This window comes from Paludibacter sp. 221, assembly GCF_010501035.1.
In the GTDB taxonomy this organism is placed as follows: domain Bacteria; phylum Bacteroidota; class Bacteroidia; order Bacteroidales; family Paludibacteraceae; genus QVMH01.
This window is the reverse complement of sequence record NZ_QVMH01000018.1, coordinates 1-17826: the sequence shown is the minus strand read 5'-3', so window position 1 is coordinate 17826 and position 17826 is coordinate 1. Positions and strand designations below refer to the sequence as shown.

General features: G+C 39.2%; 14 protein-coding genes. 10 read left to right on the top strand and 4 right to left on the bottom strand.

The window, feature by feature from the left end; all coding sequences use genetic code 11:
* Positions 1 to 174 precede the first annotated feature (174 nt).
* Complete coding sequence (locus tag D0T49_RS05835; protein WP_163629658.1) at positions 175 to 870, top strand: hypothetical protein; 696 nt, start codon at positions 175 to 177, stop codon at positions 868 to 870.
* 81 nt (positions 871 to 951) lie between these two features.
* Here D0T49_RS05835 and D0T49_RS05830 read toward each other — a convergent pair whose 3' ends face one another.
* Positions 952 to 2427, bottom strand: coding sequence for a hypothetical protein (locus D0T49_RS05830; protein WP_163629657.1), 1476 nt, complete (start codon positions 2425 to 2427; stop codon positions 952 to 954).
* A gap of 314 nt (positions 2428 to 2741) precedes the next feature.
* On the opposite strand from D0T49_RS05830, the gene D0T49_RS05825 reads away from it, so the two are divergent.
* Positions 2742 to 4133 (top strand): arginine decarboxylase, encoded by a 1392-nt coding sequence (locus D0T49_RS05825; RefSeq protein ID WP_163629656.1) that lies wholly within the window; start codon positions 2742 to 2744, stop codon positions 4131 to 4133.
* Between the two features lie 245 nt (positions 4134 to 4378).
* Here D0T49_RS05825 and argC read toward each other — a convergent pair whose 3' ends face one another.
* From argC to D0T49_RS05810, 3 genes are all read right to left on the bottom strand, one after another.
* Positions 4379 to 5353, bottom strand: a complete 975-nt coding sequence (gene argC, locus D0T49_RS05820; RefSeq protein WP_163629655.1) for an N-acetyl-gamma-glutamyl-phosphate reductase — start codon at positions 5351 to 5353, stop codon at positions 4379 to 4381.
* Positions 5354 to 6010: 657 nt separating this feature from the next.
* Entirely contained in the window at positions 6011 to 6580 is a 570-nt protein-coding gene (locus tag D0T49_RS05815; protein ID WP_163629654.1) for a sugar O-acetyltransferase, read from the bottom strand.
* 92 nt (positions 6581 to 6672) lie between these two features.
* Entirely contained in the window at positions 6673 to 7608 is a 936-nt protein-coding gene (locus D0T49_RS05810) for a DMT family transporter (protein WP_163629653.1), read from the bottom strand.
* 418 nt (positions 7609 to 8026) lie between these two features.
* Here D0T49_RS05810 and D0T49_RS05805 point away from each other — a divergent pair, with 418 nt between their 5' ends.
* The 8 genes from D0T49_RS05805 (at position 8027) to D0T49_RS05770 (ending at position 17621) form a co-directional block, all read left to right on the top strand.
* The gene (locus tag D0T49_RS05805; protein WP_163629652.1) at positions 8027 to 9817 is read left to right on the top strand and encodes a transglutaminase domain-containing protein; all 1791 of its coding nucleotides are present in this window, start codon (positions 8027 to 8029) and stop codon (positions 9815 to 9817) included.
* Positions 9818 to 9998: 181 nt separating this feature from the next.
* Entirely contained in the window at positions 9999 to 10877 is an 879-nt protein-coding gene (gene lepB, locus D0T49_RS05800; RefSeq protein ID WP_163629651.1) for a signal peptidase I, read from the top strand.
* 201 nt (positions 10878 to 11078) lie between these two features.
* The gene (locus D0T49_RS05795) at positions 11079 to 11960 is read left to right on the top strand and encodes a DUF1573 domain-containing protein (RefSeq protein ID WP_163629650.1); all 882 of its coding nucleotides are present in this window, start codon (positions 11079 to 11081) and stop codon (positions 11958 to 11960) included.
* 87 nt (positions 11961 to 12047) lie between these two features.
* Entirely contained in the window at positions 12048 to 13808 is a 1761-nt protein-coding gene (locus D0T49_RS05790; RefSeq protein WP_163629649.1) for an O-antigen ligase family protein, read from the top strand.
* A gap of 385 nt (positions 13809 to 14193) precedes the next feature.
* Complete coding sequence (locus tag D0T49_RS05785) at positions 14194 to 15267, top strand: efflux RND transporter periplasmic adaptor subunit (protein WP_163629648.1); 1074 nt, start codon at positions 14194 to 14196, stop codon at positions 15265 to 15267.
* A 398-nt stretch (positions 15268 to 15665) separates the two neighbouring features.
* The gene (locus D0T49_RS05780; RefSeq protein WP_163629647.1) at positions 15666 to 16016 is read left to right on the top strand and encodes an NVEALA domain-containing protein; all 351 of its coding nucleotides are present in this window, start codon (positions 15666 to 15668) and stop codon (positions 16014 to 16016) included.
* Positions 16017 to 16033: 17 nt separating this feature from the next.
* Complete coding sequence (locus D0T49_RS05775; protein ID WP_163629646.1) at positions 16034 to 16423, top strand: hypothetical protein; 390 nt, start codon at positions 16034 to 16036, stop codon at positions 16421 to 16423.
* Positions 16424 to 16490: 67 nt separating this feature from the next.
* Positions 16491 to 17621 (top strand): 6-bladed beta-propeller, encoded by a 1131-nt coding sequence (locus tag D0T49_RS05770; protein ID WP_163629645.1) that lies wholly within the window; start codon positions 16491 to 16493, stop codon positions 17619 to 17621.
* Positions 17622 to 17826: the final 205 nt, after the last annotated feature.

The following is a 17826-nucleotide window of genomic DNA, read 5'->3' as shown; positions in this document are numbered from 1 at the left end:
GCAGCATGACTGAAGAATGCACCTTCTCTGACTTAGAACAACACCAACAACAACCAACATTCATTAAAAAAATCAACCCTGACGTACAGGGTTTGAAAATAATTTTGGGACAAGCCGAAGATTGAAAACCAATCGGCATGCCCCGGCAGCTAACATATTAACTATTATAGACCTATGAAAAAAGAAACTATCCTAATTATTTCGAAAACGGTGATAAATCCCGGACAACTTTGTGTGGGTGCGCTAACAAGTAGCGGACGGCAAGTACGTATTCTCGACAGGCTGGGCAACAACCAGCCACAATATACCAATTTGAATTTAGGACAAATATGGGACATCGAGTACACGGACAAAGAAGACAATACACCCCCGCACGTGGAAGACATCTTAGTGTACAAACGACTGCAAAGGGGCAACAGAAAGGAAGATATCACAATGAAAAGCCTTGTCGAAAAATTCAACATACCCATCTGGCAAGGGCATCCGGACAACCTCTTTGATGGGTTGCTCCAGTGGACGCCCAGCGGCAGCGGATACATCGAAAAAGGAAAAGGAGTGCCAAAACACAGTGTAGGATTCTGGATAAGCGACCGCGATTTGAAAAAAAGAGAATACGAAGGCGACAGATACCTGTATCCGATGAAGAAAGAATGGCGGAATTTTAAACTGAAAGGACTGCAAACTCCGGTAGACGTTATTCCGGCAGGCACACTGATAAGGGTATCGCTATCGAGATGGAAAACATTCAGCCACGACAAAACGCCTAAATGCTGGCTGCAGCTATCAGGATGGTACGAGCTACCGGAAAACGTAACACCCGGCACCGAAGAAAGAAAAGGCAGAACCCCGGACCTTCCTCTTTTGATATAAAGAGGGAAAAGGGAAAAGTAGAAAGGAAAAAGCACTAACTTTCTACTTTTACCTTTCTACTTTTACCTTAATAAGATATAATCACTCGGCATCTATCTCGTCCAATTCACTGACATCGCTTATACCATTGCGATTGAACAGCAAGCGGTATTTTTTATAATAAGCATCATTGTCCGACTCGCATTGCAATACGAAATAAAGAGCATATACACGGTTTCCCATGATGGTTTTAAACCCCGTTTCATCGTCAGGAAGAAAGACCGGAATCAGCGGGTTATCCATCTTTTTTATAAAAGACGTGAGATTGAGCCGGATAACATCATTAATGCCCGATAAGCGGTACTCTTTATACTTCTCAATTTCTTTTTTCGACAGGGAAACCAGCTTTCTGAACAGAATTATTTTCTCATCATATATCTTATTCTCTGCCTCCACCAACGACGACTTATTGCGCAGGCTCATAATCTTGGCAGGCACTTTCTGCTCCTCCATAAAATCAAACCCCTCTTTAATCCAGCCTATCTCCTGGTTGCGGATACTCAGTTTCCATTTACGGTCGAAATACCTCCGGTCGAGCTTGGACGAAAAATACGCCCTCGACATCTCTTTTATACGGTCTTTCATCATATAACTCAGCACCAAAGCAAAAAAGAGCGAGGTGGTAAAATTACCAAAACGCTGAGTCGCAAAAAAAGAAATAATAGTTGCAAAAAACATGGCAATACCCGCAGCCAGACTGTAATAAAACTCGCGAACGAAAACAGCGTCTTTTTTCTTTACAGTTTGCAGATAGAGGTCGCTTTCCACAAATTTTTTCAGAATATTCCGTTTTATCAAAATAAGGCTGTTCAATTCCTCGTCGTGCTCGCTCGGCACATTATAGCCCATCAGCCTCCTGTTCTCGTTCTCGCCCTCGGCCAGCCGCATGAGGCGGGGCTTCACCTCGCCATAGTAAGACTTGCCCGACAATTTCCTCATCACCTGATAAGTCGTCAGCTCAACGATATTTCCCAAAAACTCGTCGCCAAACAAAAAATACTCTTTCTGCTTGCTCGTCAGAGCTTCGCTCTTCAGCAGCTTATCGCGTATTGCCCTATACTCTGCTATTATTTTTTTTATATCATTTATATAACTATCTACCAAAGCCAGCATTTCGGGCTCCTCCTTGTAACGCCCTATCTCGGCCGAAGTTTCGCGCAGAGCACTCTTCAATATACAGAGCAACATTTTTGTCTGGTAAACATAGTTTTCAGTATTACTATCGTCGGGGGCGAACAGCAACTTCTCTACCGCACGATGCAAGCGGGGAAAAGGACCAATACCCATCTGAATATCCGTCAACGAAAACACCGGGGTGATAAGCCGCATATTCGACTTTACATCGGCATAAAACTGGTCTTTGGTATAAGTGGCATGGTTTATATCCAAACCATTGGGAATGAAAATCCATGTATTTATTCTGAATTCATTCTCATCCTGCACCTCGTTTTCAGTCACAAAACCTATTTTAAATTCTACCGAAAACTTATCATGTATTCTTACCTGAGTATTTATCATAAGCAGTTACCAGCAATTAGTTACAAGTTATAAATATATTTTTTCCGAGAGGTTGTTTCAAACACCACCTATCGAAACACATCACAAATTTACATTTAAATTAAGACTTATTGCACAAACACACCAAATCTACACTAAAAAAATACGCCAACAACAAATAAAACAATTCAAACACGCCATTAATATCAATTTTAATATTACTTTTGCACACTTTTCGCCGCAGAAAAGAAAGTTTAAGTAACTTACATTTGTTTATTTCACCCAAAGTAACTAACTTGGATTTTTATTTTTAAAACCAAATTAAAAAACAGAAAATGAAAAACAAGTACATTGATTTGCAACAGCAGTCTTTCGAATTTCCCAATGAAGAGTTCAATGTCATCGAAAACGAGCTTCATTGGTTTGATGTTCCTATCATGGATATAATAAAGCAATACGGCACGCCACTACGTATTACATACCTGCCCAAGATAGCCCAGAACATACAACGGGCAAGGCGTATGTTCAATGTAGCAATGGCCAAAGTAGATTATACCGGCGACTATCATTATTGCTATTGCACCAAGAGTTCGCATTTTTCATTTATAATGGAGGAGGTACTCAAGCACGATGTACACATAGAAACTTCTTCGGCCTTTGATATAAATATCATCGAAACTCTTTTCGAACAAGGTACAATAACCAAAGACATATTTGTGGTATGTAACGGATTCAAACGCCCTCAATATGTCGAAAACATTCAAAACATAATAAGCAAAGGATTTCATAACGTAATTCCTATATTGGACAATAAGTTCGAATTGGACTTGCTTATGAACGATTTCAAAGAGAAGTTTAAAGTTGGTATCCGCATCGCATCGGAAGAGGAACCCAAGTTTGACTTCTACACATCGCGCTTAGGAGTACGATACAACGACATCATCCCCTACTATATTGATAAGATTGCAAACAACCCGCAGGTGGAACTTAAGATGCTTCACTTCTTTATCAACACAGGGATAAAAGACACCGCTTACTATTGGAACGAGCTTAACAAAGCGGTAAACCTTTACTGCGAACTAAAGAAAATATGTCCCGAACTCGACAGCCTGAATATAGGAGGCGGATTCCCCATCCAGTCGCACTTGGATATGATGTACGACTATGAATACATGGCTGAAGAGATAGTAGCACAGATAAAAAACATCTGTTCGCAAAACGGAGTGCCCGACCCTCATATTTTTACCGAATTCGGGTCGTACACCGTAGGCGAAAGCGGCGCAATGCTTTACTCTATTGTAAACCAAAAGAAGCAAAACGACCGCGAGCTTTGGAACATGATTGACAGCTCGTTTATGACTACATTGCCCGATACATGGGCAATCAACCAACGTTATGTATTTTTGGCAATCAACAACTGGGACTCGGAGTACGAACGTGTAAACCTCGGCGGGCTGACCTGCGACAGCGAGGATTTTTACAATGCCGAAGTACACTCAAATGCCGTATTTTTACCCAAAATGCAGGAGGGAAGGGAACAATACATCGGTTTTTTCCACATGGGAGCTTATCAGGAATCACTTAGCGGATTCGGAGGCATACAACACTGCCTGATACCCGGCCCCAAACTGGTAATTATAGACCGCGACGAGGATGGCGAATACTTTACCAAACTATTTGCCAAAGAGCAAAGTTACAAATCGATGCTTAAGATATTAGGATATTAACTGTATTCCCGAAAACAACAAAAAAGGAGGCTCTTTCAAGAACCTCCTTTTTTGTCATATCATTATCACATTCAATATGTATACTGCCTAAAAAAGAGAAAGGTAGCCCAAACAGACTACCAATCTTAATTAACCTTAAATCTAATACTATGAAAAAATCACGGTACAAAGGTAACTGATTTTTCAATATCAAGCAAGAGAAAAAATTATTTTACCACAAAAAATGTAAGAGCTTGTCTACTTTCCTAAAATCCGATTGATTTCAGGTTCAAGCCCGTTTTTTCATCCAATCCAAACATCAGGTTCATATTCTGCACTGCCTGTCCCGAAGCCCCTTTCAGCAAATTGTCGATGGCTGAAATGATGAACAATTTATCATCGTGCTTTTCCAGATACACAATGGCTTTGTTTGTATTCACTACCTGTTTCATATCCGGATTTTCATCTACAACAAATGTAAATGCGCTATCTTTATAAAAACCGTGATATAGCTCATAAGCCTCTTCCAAGCTCATGGAGCAACGTGTATAAGCCGTTACAAAAATCCCCCGTGCAAAATCGCCACGCACAGGAATAAAATTAATCGGCTTTTCAAAACCGGGTTGCAACTGGCGTACCGATTGCCCTATCTCCTGCAAATGCTGATGCCCGAATGCCTTGTAAACCGATATATTATTGTTGCGCCAGCTAAAATGCGATGTAGACGAAGGTTTTACCCCTGCACCCGTAGAGCCTGTAATGGCATTGATATGCACCTCGTCAGTCAAAAGCCCCTTCGATGCCAACGGCAATAAAGCTACCTGAATAGCTGTAGCAAAACATCCGGGGTTTGCAATGCGCGAGGCTTTTTTTATCTCATCGCGATTCAACTCCGGCAAGCCGTAAACAAAATCATGTTCCGGGCTCTTTGCACGATAATCGGTCGAAAGGTCGATAATCTTAATATGCCGGGGCACATTGTTTGCTTCCATAAACTTACGGCTATCGCCGTGTGCCGAGCAAAGAAAAAGCGCATCCACCTTCTCGAACGGCAGTTCGGATGTAAACACCAAATCGGTATCGCCTACCAACCCGCTATGTATATCCGCTATCTTATTGCCGGCGTTGCTGCTGCTGTTTACAAACACAATTTCGACCTGCGGATGAAAAACCAGAATCCGCAACAACTCTCCGGCAGTATAGCCTGCCCCCCCGATAACTCCTACTTTTATCTTCGACATGTAATAGATGTTTTATATTTAAATAATTAACACTCACCAAATTTGCTTTTATCAGTCCCATAGGGACGATAGTTTGGTAATGACAATCATTATTTCAGCCCAGCGTGCCGTGGGTACGCTACTTATAGTGTCGGTCTCGTACCTACGGCACGAGCTATTCTTATTACAACAATTATTACCAAACTATTGCTCCTACGGAGCTTATTTTTCCATTGTTTCTTATCATGAGAGTTTTTACACTCATGATTTGAACATGCAAAATTAAGCAAAAAATAACATTCCCCGTCTATTAATCAGTATTTAGTACATGACAAAAAACTGAATAGCAATCAATAAATTGCTGACATTAAATGATTTTATTTAAATTATCAACTTCCTTTTGCCTTGATGCAAAAGGAACAAAAAATCAAGACTATGCCCGCTTCGCACGAAAAATTAGCGTTTGTCGGCTAAAATCTTCCAAACTCACTCCTCACGTCGCTCAAACAGGGAAGATTTTTTAACGCCGACTGCTCTTATTTTTCGGCTCACCGGACAAGGTCAAAAGAGTACCTATAACAGATTGAAGAAACATTCAATATTTTTTGTCATGTACTGAGTAACCAGTATTTAAAACACTTATAAACTATGTGGCTATAAAGCGTACATTATAATTTATTATTCCGCTTCATTCCCTATCTGCCGTATCACCCTGCAAGGATTGCCTACAGCCAAAGAGTTTGCCGGAATATCTTTTGTAACTACGCTCCCCGCACCTATTACACTGTTATCGCCTATTGTCACACCTGGTAATATAGTTACATTCGCTCCAATCCAAACATCATTCCCGATAGTCACAGGCTTGGCATATTCCAGACCCTCGCGGCGTTGCTTAGCGTCGAGCGGATGCCCAGCCGTATAAATACCCACATTAGGAGCAATAAATACATTATCGCCAATCTGTACCTTAGCCCCATCAAGAACAACGAAATTCATATTGGCAAAAAAGTTTTCGCCAATTTCGATGTTATACCCGTAATCGCAGTAAAACGGAGAAATAAAAGTATAATTCTCGCCCACCTTACCCAACAAACCTTTCAGCAAGGATTTTTTCTCGTCCTCTTTTTCGGGCGACAACAGGTTATATTCATACGTCTTTATCCGTGCCTGCTTCATTTCTTCTTGCAGTACGGCATCGCAATTAGGATTATATATCAAGCCTTTGGCTACCTTTTCTTTTTCGGTCATAACAAAGCAGTTACAAGTGATTAGTTACAAGTCTTATTTTCTGACAATTAAAAACAATACTTATAACTTTAACCTAAACAAGTTCTTATATTCTATTTTTCGCCTTTAATAGTTTTATTCGCTTTTTCGGCATCCAACTGCGCTTTCGACTTACTTACCGTTACGAAATACACGCCGGTAAACACCAAAACTCCCGACAACACTTTATCCCACCCAAAGGTATCCAGCCCCAAAGCCACAGCAACAAGGGCAGCAACTATGGGTTGCACATAATTGTACATACTGATAGTGGTAGGGCGCAGCACCTTTTGCCCGATAGGTATAAGCATATAGGTGATAAACGTAGCAAAAACAACCACATACCCTATTCTGAGATATACATTTGCCGGTAGCGAAGCAAAGTCGGTAGCTGCAATGGAACGGTAACACACAGGCAAGCATAGGACGGTAGCAAAAAGAAACATCCATTTCATCAACGTTACCGGAGAATAACGGGAAATAAGCCCTTTGAACAAGGTGAGATATAGCGAATAGGAAATAACACCACCCAAGATTATAAGATTGCCCCACATGCTACGTCCGCCTGTATCTGCACTGGCATGATTCAGAATCAGCAACAAGGCACCCGACGCCCCGATTACCACGCCAAGCACTTTTTTCAGGGTTATAGGCTCCTTAATAATAATTGCCGCCAAAAACATGCTAACAATGGGGAGCAGCGTAATCACAATGGAAGCATCAATGGGCGAAGTCATCGATAATCCGGCAATAAAAGGCATCTGATTGAGCACCAGCGCAAAGATAGAAGCAAAGAAAAGCAGCATAATATCTTTTGCAGGCACATGCTCCTTTTTTGTAAACAACGATACAGTCCAGAACAGAACCATAGCACCCGACATTCTGAAAAAAGTAAGCACAAAGGGGTCGAGCGTATCAGGGATAAGGGAGCGGGAAATCGGGGTATTAAACCCGAAAATGACATTTGCAACCAATAGTGCAATGTGTCCGGGAGTTTTACTATTTTTCATTTCAGTGCTGAATTACACACCATTTTTTATGTATGCAAAGATACGATAAAAGGAGAGGAAAACTCACGGTTTGCATGAATAAATTATTCCGAAAGAATATCTATCATACCATGCTCCTGAATATTTGAATTTTATTTAAAAAATATAGAATTTAAATCTTCATTTTTACAATTATGTTAATTTATTTTGTTTTATTTGCATAACGAACCTTTTATTACAGCAAACCATGAGAAATACCCTATTGCTAATTGTTTTTAATTTAACTCTATTTTCATGTCAACAAAACCCCTCGCTACTGGAACAATCTCTGCAATTTGCAGGCAATAACCGAAGCGAGCTGGAGCTAGTTTTGAAACACTACTCAAAAAACCCACAAGATAGTTTAAAGTACAAAGCAGCATGTTTCCTGATCGAAAATATGCCTTTCTACTATTCTTATAAGAACGAAAAGCTACAAATTTTTCAGCAGGAATTGTATGATACAACAGTCGAGAACCATTGTTCTGCCGAAGAAGCAATTGGCATATTAGAAAAAAAATATGGAAAACTAAATACTAATGAATACGAGAAAATACACGACTCACATCTCATTACATCTACCTATTTGATTAACAATATAGAGTGTGCGTTTAAAGTATGGGAAAATAGGGAATGGAATACTTTTTTTGATTTTGATGATTTTTGCGAATTTATCCTCCCATACAGGATAAACAACGAACCCCTAGTGGAGTGGCGCGAGAAGTATTACAACACATTCAACCCCATATTAGACTCTTTACTTACAAATAAAAGGGATCCGCTGGAAGCAGCCCAAATATTGTTCGACACGATAAGCAGCAAAGAGTGGGCATATTATTGGTACAAGCCACACCTTTATGTATATGCCGATGCGTTATGCCTTTTAGACAAACCGGTAGGTGACTGTTCCGAATTTGCTAACTATGCAGTATACATAAGCCGCGCGCTGGGTATACCCGGAGGGATTGATTATTATTTACAACACCCATATAACCTGCCTGGGCACTACTGGAACTTTGTTTTCGACACTTTAGGCAATACATGGGAATACTCAGTAAACTCGACCTCTCCCAGAATACCTAAAAAAGAAAAACCCTTACGTGGGCGCGTCTACCGAAAACATTTCGGCATACAAGAAAAATCACTTCCAATCGTTACACGCTTAGAAAAACAACTTCCCTATTTACTAAACAACCTGTTTGTAAAAGACGTATCGGAACATTATTTCCACAGCGATTCGATTGTTATTGACTGTAAACTGGATGCGCTACAAGACTCCATTCTCTATTTATGCACATTTGGCAGCAATGGCTGGGTGCCTATAGCCTGGACGATATACAATGATAACAAATTCACATTCGAGTATGTAGAAAAAAACCTACTATATTTACCCGCTTATTATATCGGTGGACAAGTGCTACCGATAACAAATCCCGGCGTAGTAAACAACAATAACAAGTTTACCTCCATACAGATAAACAACTACAGCAAACAGAACTTGTGTGTAAACCGAAAATATCCGCTCAATCCAAGTTTCAAGCGTTATCAGAAACGCATTATAGGAGGAAAGTTTCAAGCCTCGGACAATCCCCTATTTAAAAATGCAGTAACATTTGCCACCATTACAACTGAAGCCGATATGAACTGGCATAGCATAAAAATCCCGACACAAAGGAAGTATCGTTATTTTCGTTATTTATCAGCTCCAAAAGGACATTGCAACATGGCCGAAATAAAACTTATTGATTCGGAAGGCAAGCTCTTAAGCGGCGAAATAATAGGAACTTCCGGCTCCTACAAAAATAAAGTTGACAATAAAAAAGAAGCTGTATTCGATGGCGACCCTTTAACTTTTTATGATGCCATTGAAGGTGATGGAACATGGGCAGGTATCGACTTCGGCAAAAAGGTACAAGTGAACGAAATCAGATACATTTTCCGAAACGACGACAACAACATCCGCCTTGGCGACACGTATGAACTATTTTACTGGAACGGCATGCAATGGGCTTCGATGGGAAGAAGAAAAGCAGAGGAAAGCATGTTGAATTTTAGCGAAATACCTAAAGGCACTTTATTATGGCTGAAAAACCACACACGCGGAAGAGAAGAACGTCCTTTTTTCTACATCGATGGACAACAGGTATTTATGGGCACACAAGAAGCCGAACGGATATTCGACAATATCTAGAGCCTATTTTATTTTGTACTGAAAACGTTCTTATTGGTTCGGGGCAACAACTCCCTACAACTTTTTTACGCTCTTTTTAGCATATTTTTTTCTTTTGGCTCAGCCCACCAAATCAGCAAGTTAAATAAAACAGCTATACATAAAACCTCCACAAACCCTTCAAAACAGCAAAAAGCACTTTATGGAACAAAAAAATATTCTCAGTAAAAAAAAACATGTCGGAAAAGACATTCTCCACTTTGCTCTGCTTATAGTGGGTGCAATCGTTTTGGCCGTTATTTTCAGGATATTCTTTTTCACATCGTTCAGAATCCCTACCCCATCGATGGAGCCGACTATTGTGGCGGGCGACCATATAATGGTAAACAAAAGCATTCCCGGAGCACGGATATTTAAGGACTTCAACTTTATAGAAACAGGTAAACGCCCCAATATATACCGATGCAAAGGCATCAGGAATATCAAACGAAACGATGTATTGGTATTTAACTTTCCTTACTACGATTGGAACAGATTGAATTTTGATATGAATACTTACTATGTAAAACGCTGTGTCGCCATACCGGGCGATACTTTTTACATCGACAACGGTATTTACAAGGTAAAAAACTCTACTTGTATCTTGGGTCATTATCATAATCAGCAACAATGGGTTGCATCCGAAAACTTATCATCATATTATTCTTTTCCGTATGACACCAAACTAAACTGGACAATGCTGAATTTCGGGCCACTATACATCCCCAAAAAAGGCGACTGCCTACCTATTGGCACACAAAACATAAGCCTGTACAGAAGACTGATTGAGTACGAAACAGCAGGAGAAGTGGAGATACGAAAAGACAGTATCTTTCTGAATGGCATCCACATGACACACTATCGCTTCGACACCAACTATTATTTTATGACAGGCGATTTAGTTTCCGATTCGCAAGATTCGCGTTACTGGGGAATAGTGCCCGAAGACCATATCGTAGGAAAAGCTGCTTTCGTATGGAAATCGAAAGACGGACATACAAAAAAAATGCGCTGGAATAGAGTTTTCAAACAGATAAAATAACACCCTATACATAAAAAACTTCGGAGGTAACGCAAACCGGACACAAAGTCAGGCTAAAAACAAAGAGGGTGGAATTTGTTACCACTCCATCAAAGAAGCATAACACCTCACTCCTACTTCCTTCCGAAAAAAAGACACGGAAATAAAACAATAAAAACAAAACATATGCTAATTATCGAAAACACAACAATTTATAAACTTATGAGAAAAAAAACATTTCTGATCAGCATGCTACTTCTCGCTGTATGCTTTATTGCCTGCCAAAAGAAAAATCCGCAACACGAGGAGGCAAAAAAAACAGTAACCGAATGGATGGGAAAAACAATTATCTTCCCCGACAATGTGTCCTGTACACACATATTGCAAGATAGCGTTACAAGCACCATTGCAAACAAACCTTTTAAAATACTGTTGTATACCGATTCGGTTGGTTGCACAAGTTGCAAACTACGACTTTTCGATTGGAAAAATATCATGAATGACACTGACACTCTGTTTCCCGGAAAAGTAGAATATTTATTTTACTTCCATCCCAAAAGCGTAAAAGAACTGACTTTTATTTTGAAACGCGATCGTTTTGAACATCCCGTTTATCTCGACATAGAGAACAGGATAAATGATTTGAATAGCTTTCCGGAAAATCAGAGCTATCACTGCTTCTTGCTCGACGCCGACAACAAGGTACTCTCCATTGGCAATCCTTCGCTGAACCCAAACATCCGGAATCTGTACAAGCAGATTATAAGCGGCAAGGCTGAACCCGACAAAAGAGACAGCAATACTACAGCCGAACCCGACAACAGCAATATAGAAACAGATGTATTGGTTGCAGGCATGAAATCGAAGATAGTGTTCACGCTGAAAAATACCGGTAATGCTCCTCTGGTTATCCACGACATAAAAAGCACCTGCGGCTGTGCCGTTCCCAGCTGGGAAAAACAAGCTATCGAATGTGGCAAAAGTACCAGCATAACAGTAGAAACTACCCCTGGGCAAAGCGGATATTTCAACAAAACAATTAAAGTATACTGCAATACCGAAAACTCCCCCATCATACTAAGGATAAGCGGAGTAGCAAAATAAGAAACTAAAAACCAACTAAAAAATACTGTGAAACTCAAGAATACTTTTAAACATACCCTGAATTTTATTTTGCTAATACCATTTCTTATGGTACTGGCAACTGTTTTCATTGTTAACACAGAACTGGCCAATCCGGTAGTCAGCGGAAAATACTTTTGGTTTTACGGCTGGATTGCAGTATCATCAATAGCGGTAGTCGTAATCTATTTTATTAATCACAAAAAAGCACACTGGCAGCTGCCCGATGTGCTTGTATTGTTTTTCGGAATCGTAGCACTAAGCTCGTCGTACTATGCAAACAGACAAATCAATACAAAGTGGATATTATTATTATTGTGCCTTGTGCTATATTTTTATTTTCGTATAGTGTTATCGGCTAATAAACCTAATCGCTACTGGCTGGTTTTATTCCTGATAAGTACGGCCTTGGCACAAGGCATTTGGGGTTTGATGCAGTTGTATGGTTTTCGCATATCACAACACAATCTGTTTTTGCTGACGGGCTCGTTTTTCAATCCCGGCCCATACTCCGGTTATCTGGCGTTTATCACACCAATTGCTTTTTACTATATTCTGGCCGATTACAAGGTTCTGAAACGGAAACCTAATCTCCGGTTCACCTTGTTTTATCTGCGCTGGCTTAGCTCGGTAGCAACAGTGCTGGTTGTATCACTTACACTGCCTGCTACCATGAGCCGCGCCTCATGGCTGGCCACATCGGGAGGAGTTATCATTGCTGCTCTTGCATTTTTTTCGAAAAAGTACAAATTGCAAACCTACATCAGGCAACACAAAAAGAAAGCGGTACTGATTTTCGTATGTTTAACACTTTGTTGTAGCATTGGCAGTGTCGGGATGTATCATCTGAAAAAAGACTCGGCCGATGGACGGGCATTAATGTGGAAAGTATCGCTTCGCACAATACCATCTCATCCCCTTGGGGTGGGCTTAAACAATTTTTCGGGGATTTATGGTGAGCAGCAAGCTGCATATTTTGCCTCAGGAGAAGCTACGGAGCAGGAAGAGTTTGTTGCCGGAGCTCCCGAATATGCTTTTAACGAATACTTGCAAATTTGTATTGAGCTAGGCGTTTTTTCATTTTTATTATTCAGCGGTGCAATTCTTTCGTTCATATATTCCGGATACAAACGCAAAAATATACCGGCTATAAGTTCGCTGATAGCCTTGCTAATTTTTGCATTTATGTCGTATCCGTTAAATTTACTTCCCTTCGTCATAGCACTCGTATTTGTGTTGGCCGATTGCATATCCGAAACGCCAAAGATGGCTCACAAGAAAAGAGACAGCAGATTGACGTATATCTGCTTGCCGGCAAGCATGCTTCTTGTAGGCTTATGCCTCTGCAACCGTTACCCTACATACCAAGCATATAAGGATTGGAACAACCTGAAAATGCTTTATAGCATGGGGCATTACAAGGAGGCAGAAAAAAGTTATGCACAGTTATATCCTTATCTGAACGACCAAATCAACTTCATGTTTGAGTACGGACGGGTATTGCGCAATATCGGCAAATATGAAGAAAGCAACGGGGCGTTAAAACAAGCTGCGCTAATACGTTGCGACCCCATGCTTTACAACATCATGGGACAGAATTACCAGGATTTGAAATTGTACGACCCGGCGGAAGCAGCATATATTAAATCGTCGAACATCATCCCCAACCGTCATTACCCGCACTACCTGCTAGCTAAGTTGTATATAGAGAAAGGGGATACCGCCAAGGCACAAGAAAAAGCACGGTTTGTTATCGGCAAACGTCCTAAAGTAGCATCTCCGGCCATAGAGGAGATGAAAACAGAAATGGAAGAGCTTTTAAAAAAATGAACTTGAATGCTACAAAAGTACAATTCCATTAAAAAAATAACTATATAAAATTAATTTATCTCTTGATTTTATTTGTATATATTTAAATTAATCTGCCTTCAATATTGCAAATAAGTAAAAATTTAATAAATTAGCGGTTGTTATATTAAATTATTTCAAAAACAACACGTATAAAGACAAAAAAATAAAATATACTTTTCTTCGCTAAAACAAGAATGCCGGTTCCGGCCCACTCCTGTTTCTTTCTGAAAAGCAGGTACATAAAGGTAAAAAGTGGCAGCTTTGGATGTATGAATACAATGATTCTACAAGGGCATAAATTTATTTGGCAAATAAAATTTTAAAAAAAAAACATCAGATTGTTGCTATGAAAACACGGTATCCAATGAAAAAAAAGATTTTATTATTAGGTATATCCTTATCTGTTTTGGCGTGCGGAAATGCCGGCAAAGAGAAACTTGCTACCGATAAAGAGAAACAACCGAGCGAAGTGGTAGACAAATCGACCCCGGTGAAGGTAGTACGCCTGGAATATTCGGATTTTACGCACGACATGATAGCCAACGGCACCGTCAGTTCGCGCAACAAGGTTGACCTGCGTTTCCTGACCTCGGAGCGGATAGTTGCCATTTATGTAAAAAATGGGGACAAGGTAAACAAAGGGCAAAAGATAGCCGAGCTAGACCGCACGAAACTTGAAAACAGCTTGCTGCAGGCTAATGATAATTTTGAGCGTGCAAAGCTCGAATTGCAGGATGTGCTGATTGGGCAGGGATATATCCTTCGCGATTCGGCCTCTATCCCGGCCGATGTTATGGCACTGGCAAAGATACGGAGCAACTACGACCAAAGCCTAATTAACCGGCGTATAGCTGAACTGAACCTGAAAAACGCGGTACTAACCGCCCCTTTTCAGGGAGTGGTAGCTAATTTGTTTTCGAAAACGCACAATTATCCTAATGCGGGCGAGGCTTTTTGTACTATTATAGACAACCGGCACTTGGATGTGGATTTCAACGTACTGGAAGTAGAGCTCCCTTTTGTGCAGAGGGGCGATATTGTAAGTATCTCGCCTTATGCTATCAACAATTGGGGAGCCGACGGACGCATTGTCGAAATAAATCCCGTAGTGGATAAAAATGGTATGGTACGCGTAAAAGCGTCTTTGCAGGCAAGCGACCGGCTTTACGAAGGGATGAACGTACGTGTGTTGATACAGCAAAAAATGAACCGGCAATTGGTTATACCCAAGGGGGCATTGGTGCTGCGCAACAACCGGAAAGTGGTGTTCACGCTGAGAAACGGGCAAGCCAACTGGGTATATGTAGAAACCGGTGCCGAAAACTCGTATGGATATGTAATTGCCGACAACTCGCTGCAAGTGGGCGACAGCATTATCTACGACGGGAACATCAACCTGGCACACGAGAGCAGGGTGACAGCGGTAGTTAATGAATAAAGCTAAGTACATGGTCTTAATTAGCTTTTATTTTTTGCCACATAGGTTCAGTTAGTTCCCACATAGGTACACATAGCTTATATGTAATTTCTACTGTGTTTCCATGTGCTTTCGTATGTGCCCTATGTGAGCTAAATAATATAAATTAAATTGTGTCGAATACTTATGATAAATAGTGTAAAAAAAAACGATGGAAGTAAAAGGGCGGAACGTGTTGTCTCCCCAACAAAGAAGCACAATGCTCCGCCCCGAGCTTCCTCCCAAAAAAGAAAGGAGGTGACCGGCAAAGATACAGACTAATTATTGAAAACCTGCGGGGTTTTAACCTCTGTTGAAATGATACACACAGAGTTACAATTAATTAAGAATTAAATTTTAATGAAAAAAGAAAATTTCATATGAAAAAGAAAATAATCATCGCAACCGCTGTATTTGCATTTGCACTGGTTGCAGCATTTAATGTGAATCTAAATCTGAAAAAAGAAAGTAATCTTTCGGTTATTGCCTTAGCAAACTTGGAAGCACTAGCCGGCGAGAGTAGTGGTGGAGGAAAACCTTCTGAAAATAAAGAAAATGGAGGTGGATATAAACTAGGTAAACTGTATGAAACTACTTCTGTTTGGATGCATTCGATTGCTGGTTCGTATCTTCAGTCTACTAGCAAGGCATATGATTGTTGCGTACCTTCCGTTCAAATGAATGCTTGCAATTTTAATTTAGAAGATAGTAAATGTAAATCATTACGTTAATAAATACTTAATAAAACATGAAAAAAATAATCATCGCAATATTTGTTGCCGTAATATTTATTATAGCAATAAACATACATTTGAATATTAGCAATAATAATAATAGTATATCTGTTATAAAATTAAAAAACATATTAGCATTAGCTGCAAATGAAAACACGGGACATAATAATTCTAACTCAAATGAGTCTGGAAATTATACTTGGGGATATACTAAAGGCACTTTAAACAAGGTCACAAAGATTACAGTCGGAGGAAATTTTTCTATTGGTACAAGTGGAGCCGACATCGGAGGCAAAGGTGAAGCAGAAATAACACCTTACACTTGTTGCATTAAAAGTGATCACCGTAATGGATGCAATTTTAGTTTAGAAGATGACAATAAAGTATGTAACCAATTAAGATAATTATTTCGTGAGATTATTTTAGTTAATAACTGAGATAATCTCACCTCACTCTAAAAATTTATACATCATGAAAAAAAATTATTTTTTCATCGCTCTTATTATATCTATTGCCTTTTTCAACTGTTCTAAAAAAAACATAGAAGAAAATGACATTATTGTAAAACTCAATGAAAAAGAAATAATAAATTATAATTCTGTAATCGACAGTATTAAATACATAAAATTAGAAACAAAAAAAGAATCTTTGATATCCAACATTAAAAAAATTTTGATGGATAACAATAACCTATATATACAAGATAATCTATCACGAATCTTTGTTTTCAACTCTCAAAATGGTTTATTTAAGTACGTTATTGATAAAGTAGGGCAAGGCCCCGGAGAATACATCCACATACAAGATTTTTGCTTAAACAAACAAAACATAGAGATATTAGATATACGTAGAAAACAAATTATTCATTATAAAACAGAAGACGGAAGTTATGACAAATCATTCACATTAAAAAAATTCACATATTCGATTTTTCCTTTAAATAACGAAAACTATCTAACCAATTTACCTAACGATTTAGGTGATAATAACAAGTTTGGAGTCGATTTATTAGATGCAAACTATACTGTAAAAAAAAATTTATTAGAATATTCGGGTAAATATCCTCTATTTTCTGAAAACGAATCTATTTTCTCTGAATTAGATTCGAATACTTACGGTATCCTATCGATTGTCGAAGGAGCTATTTATCATTTTAGCGAATCTTCTTTTGAAAAAAAATATTCATTTGCGTTCAATGGGAAAGACAAGGTAAAATTCAATAAAGGAAAAACATTACTGAGTAATAACTCGCAAGAGTTGTTAGATAAAATTGCTTATATAAGATTTTATAAAGAAACAATGCATAACATTATTTTAAATGTAATAAATGCAAATTCAATATATTTAATAATCTATTCAAAGTCCGAAGGAAAAGCTCATAATATAAAGTACTTATCCGGGCATTTACCACTACCTACGGCGGGTTTCTTAAAGTCCGAAACAAGAAATACGTTATTCAATTCCATTGCCCCCGATATCTATTTAGAACTAATTGAAAACGAACCTGAATTTAAGAAAAACATAGACAAAGAATTATATTCTTTAATAATGAATTCAACAGAGGATTCTAATCCGATATTACAAGTTATTCATCTGAAATAACAGCTTTTGAACATATATAGAAATTTTAATTAAACTTGAAAAAACAGCTTTTTTGGGGAGAAGAGTTAATTGGAACAACTGCTTTGCATTCGCCCCCCCCGCTGCCGCGAAGTTGTACTTCGTGGTTTGCTCGGTAAAAGAGCAAGGTATTTCAAATGATTGCCTTGCAAGCAAACCACAGGCTACAAGCCTGCGGGAGCAGGGG

What these genes read in the sequence shown, in the direction of transcription:
- D0T49_RS05805 (WP_163629652.1), top strand. Translation starts at nt 8,027, where the DNA reads ATGCCTTTCTACTATTCTTATAAGAACGAAAAGCTACAAATTTTTCAG.
- D0T49_RS05770 (WP_163629645.1), top strand. Translation starts at nt 16,491, where the DNA reads ATGAAAAAAAATTATTTTTTCATCGCTCTTATTATATCTATTGCCTTT.
- D0T49_RS05815 (WP_163629654.1), bottom strand. Translation starts at nt 6,580, where the DNA reads ATGACCGAAAAAGAAAAGGTAGCCAAAGGCTTGATATATAATCCTAAT.
- D0T49_RS05810 (WP_163629653.1), bottom strand. Translation starts at nt 7,608, where the DNA reads ATGAAAAATAGTAAAACTCCCGGACACATTGCACTATTGGTTGCAAAT.
- D0T49_RS05830 (WP_163629657.1), bottom strand. Translation starts at nt 2,427, where the DNA reads ATGATAAATACTCAGGTAAGAATACATGATAAGTTTTCGGTAGAATTT.
- D0T49_RS05795 (WP_163629650.1), top strand. Translation starts at nt 11,079, where the DNA reads ATGAGAAAAAAAACATTTCTGATCAGCATGCTACTTCTCGCTGTATGC.
- lepB (WP_163629651.1), top strand. Translation starts at nt 9,999, where the DNA reads ATGGAACAAAAAAATATTCTCAGTAAAAAAAAACATGTCGGAAAAGAC.
- D0T49_RS05835 (WP_163629658.1), top strand. Translation starts at nt 175, where the DNA reads ATGAAAAAAGAAACTATCCTAATTATTTCGAAAACGGTGATAAATCCC.
- D0T49_RS05775 (WP_163629646.1), top strand. Translation starts at nt 16,034, where the DNA reads ATGAAAAAAATAATCATCGCAATATTTGTTGCCGTAATATTTATTATA.
- D0T49_RS05780 (WP_163629647.1), top strand. Translation starts at nt 15,666, where the DNA reads ATGAAAAAGAAAATAATCATCGCAACCGCTGTATTTGCATTTGCACTG.
- D0T49_RS05825 (WP_163629656.1), top strand. Translation starts at nt 2,742, where the DNA reads ATGAAAAACAAGTACATTGATTTGCAACAGCAGTCTTTCGAATTTCCC.
- argC (WP_163629655.1), bottom strand. Translation starts at nt 5,353, where the DNA reads ATGTCGAAGATAAAAGTAGGAGTTATCGGGGGGGCAGGCTATACTGCC.
- D0T49_RS05785 (WP_163629648.1), top strand. Translation starts at nt 14,194, where the DNA reads ATGAAAAAAAAGATTTTATTATTAGGTATATCCTTATCTGTTTTGGCG.
- D0T49_RS05790 (WP_163629649.1), top strand. Translation starts at nt 12,048, where the DNA reads ATGGTACTGGCAACTGTTTTCATTGTTAACACAGAACTGGCCAATCCG.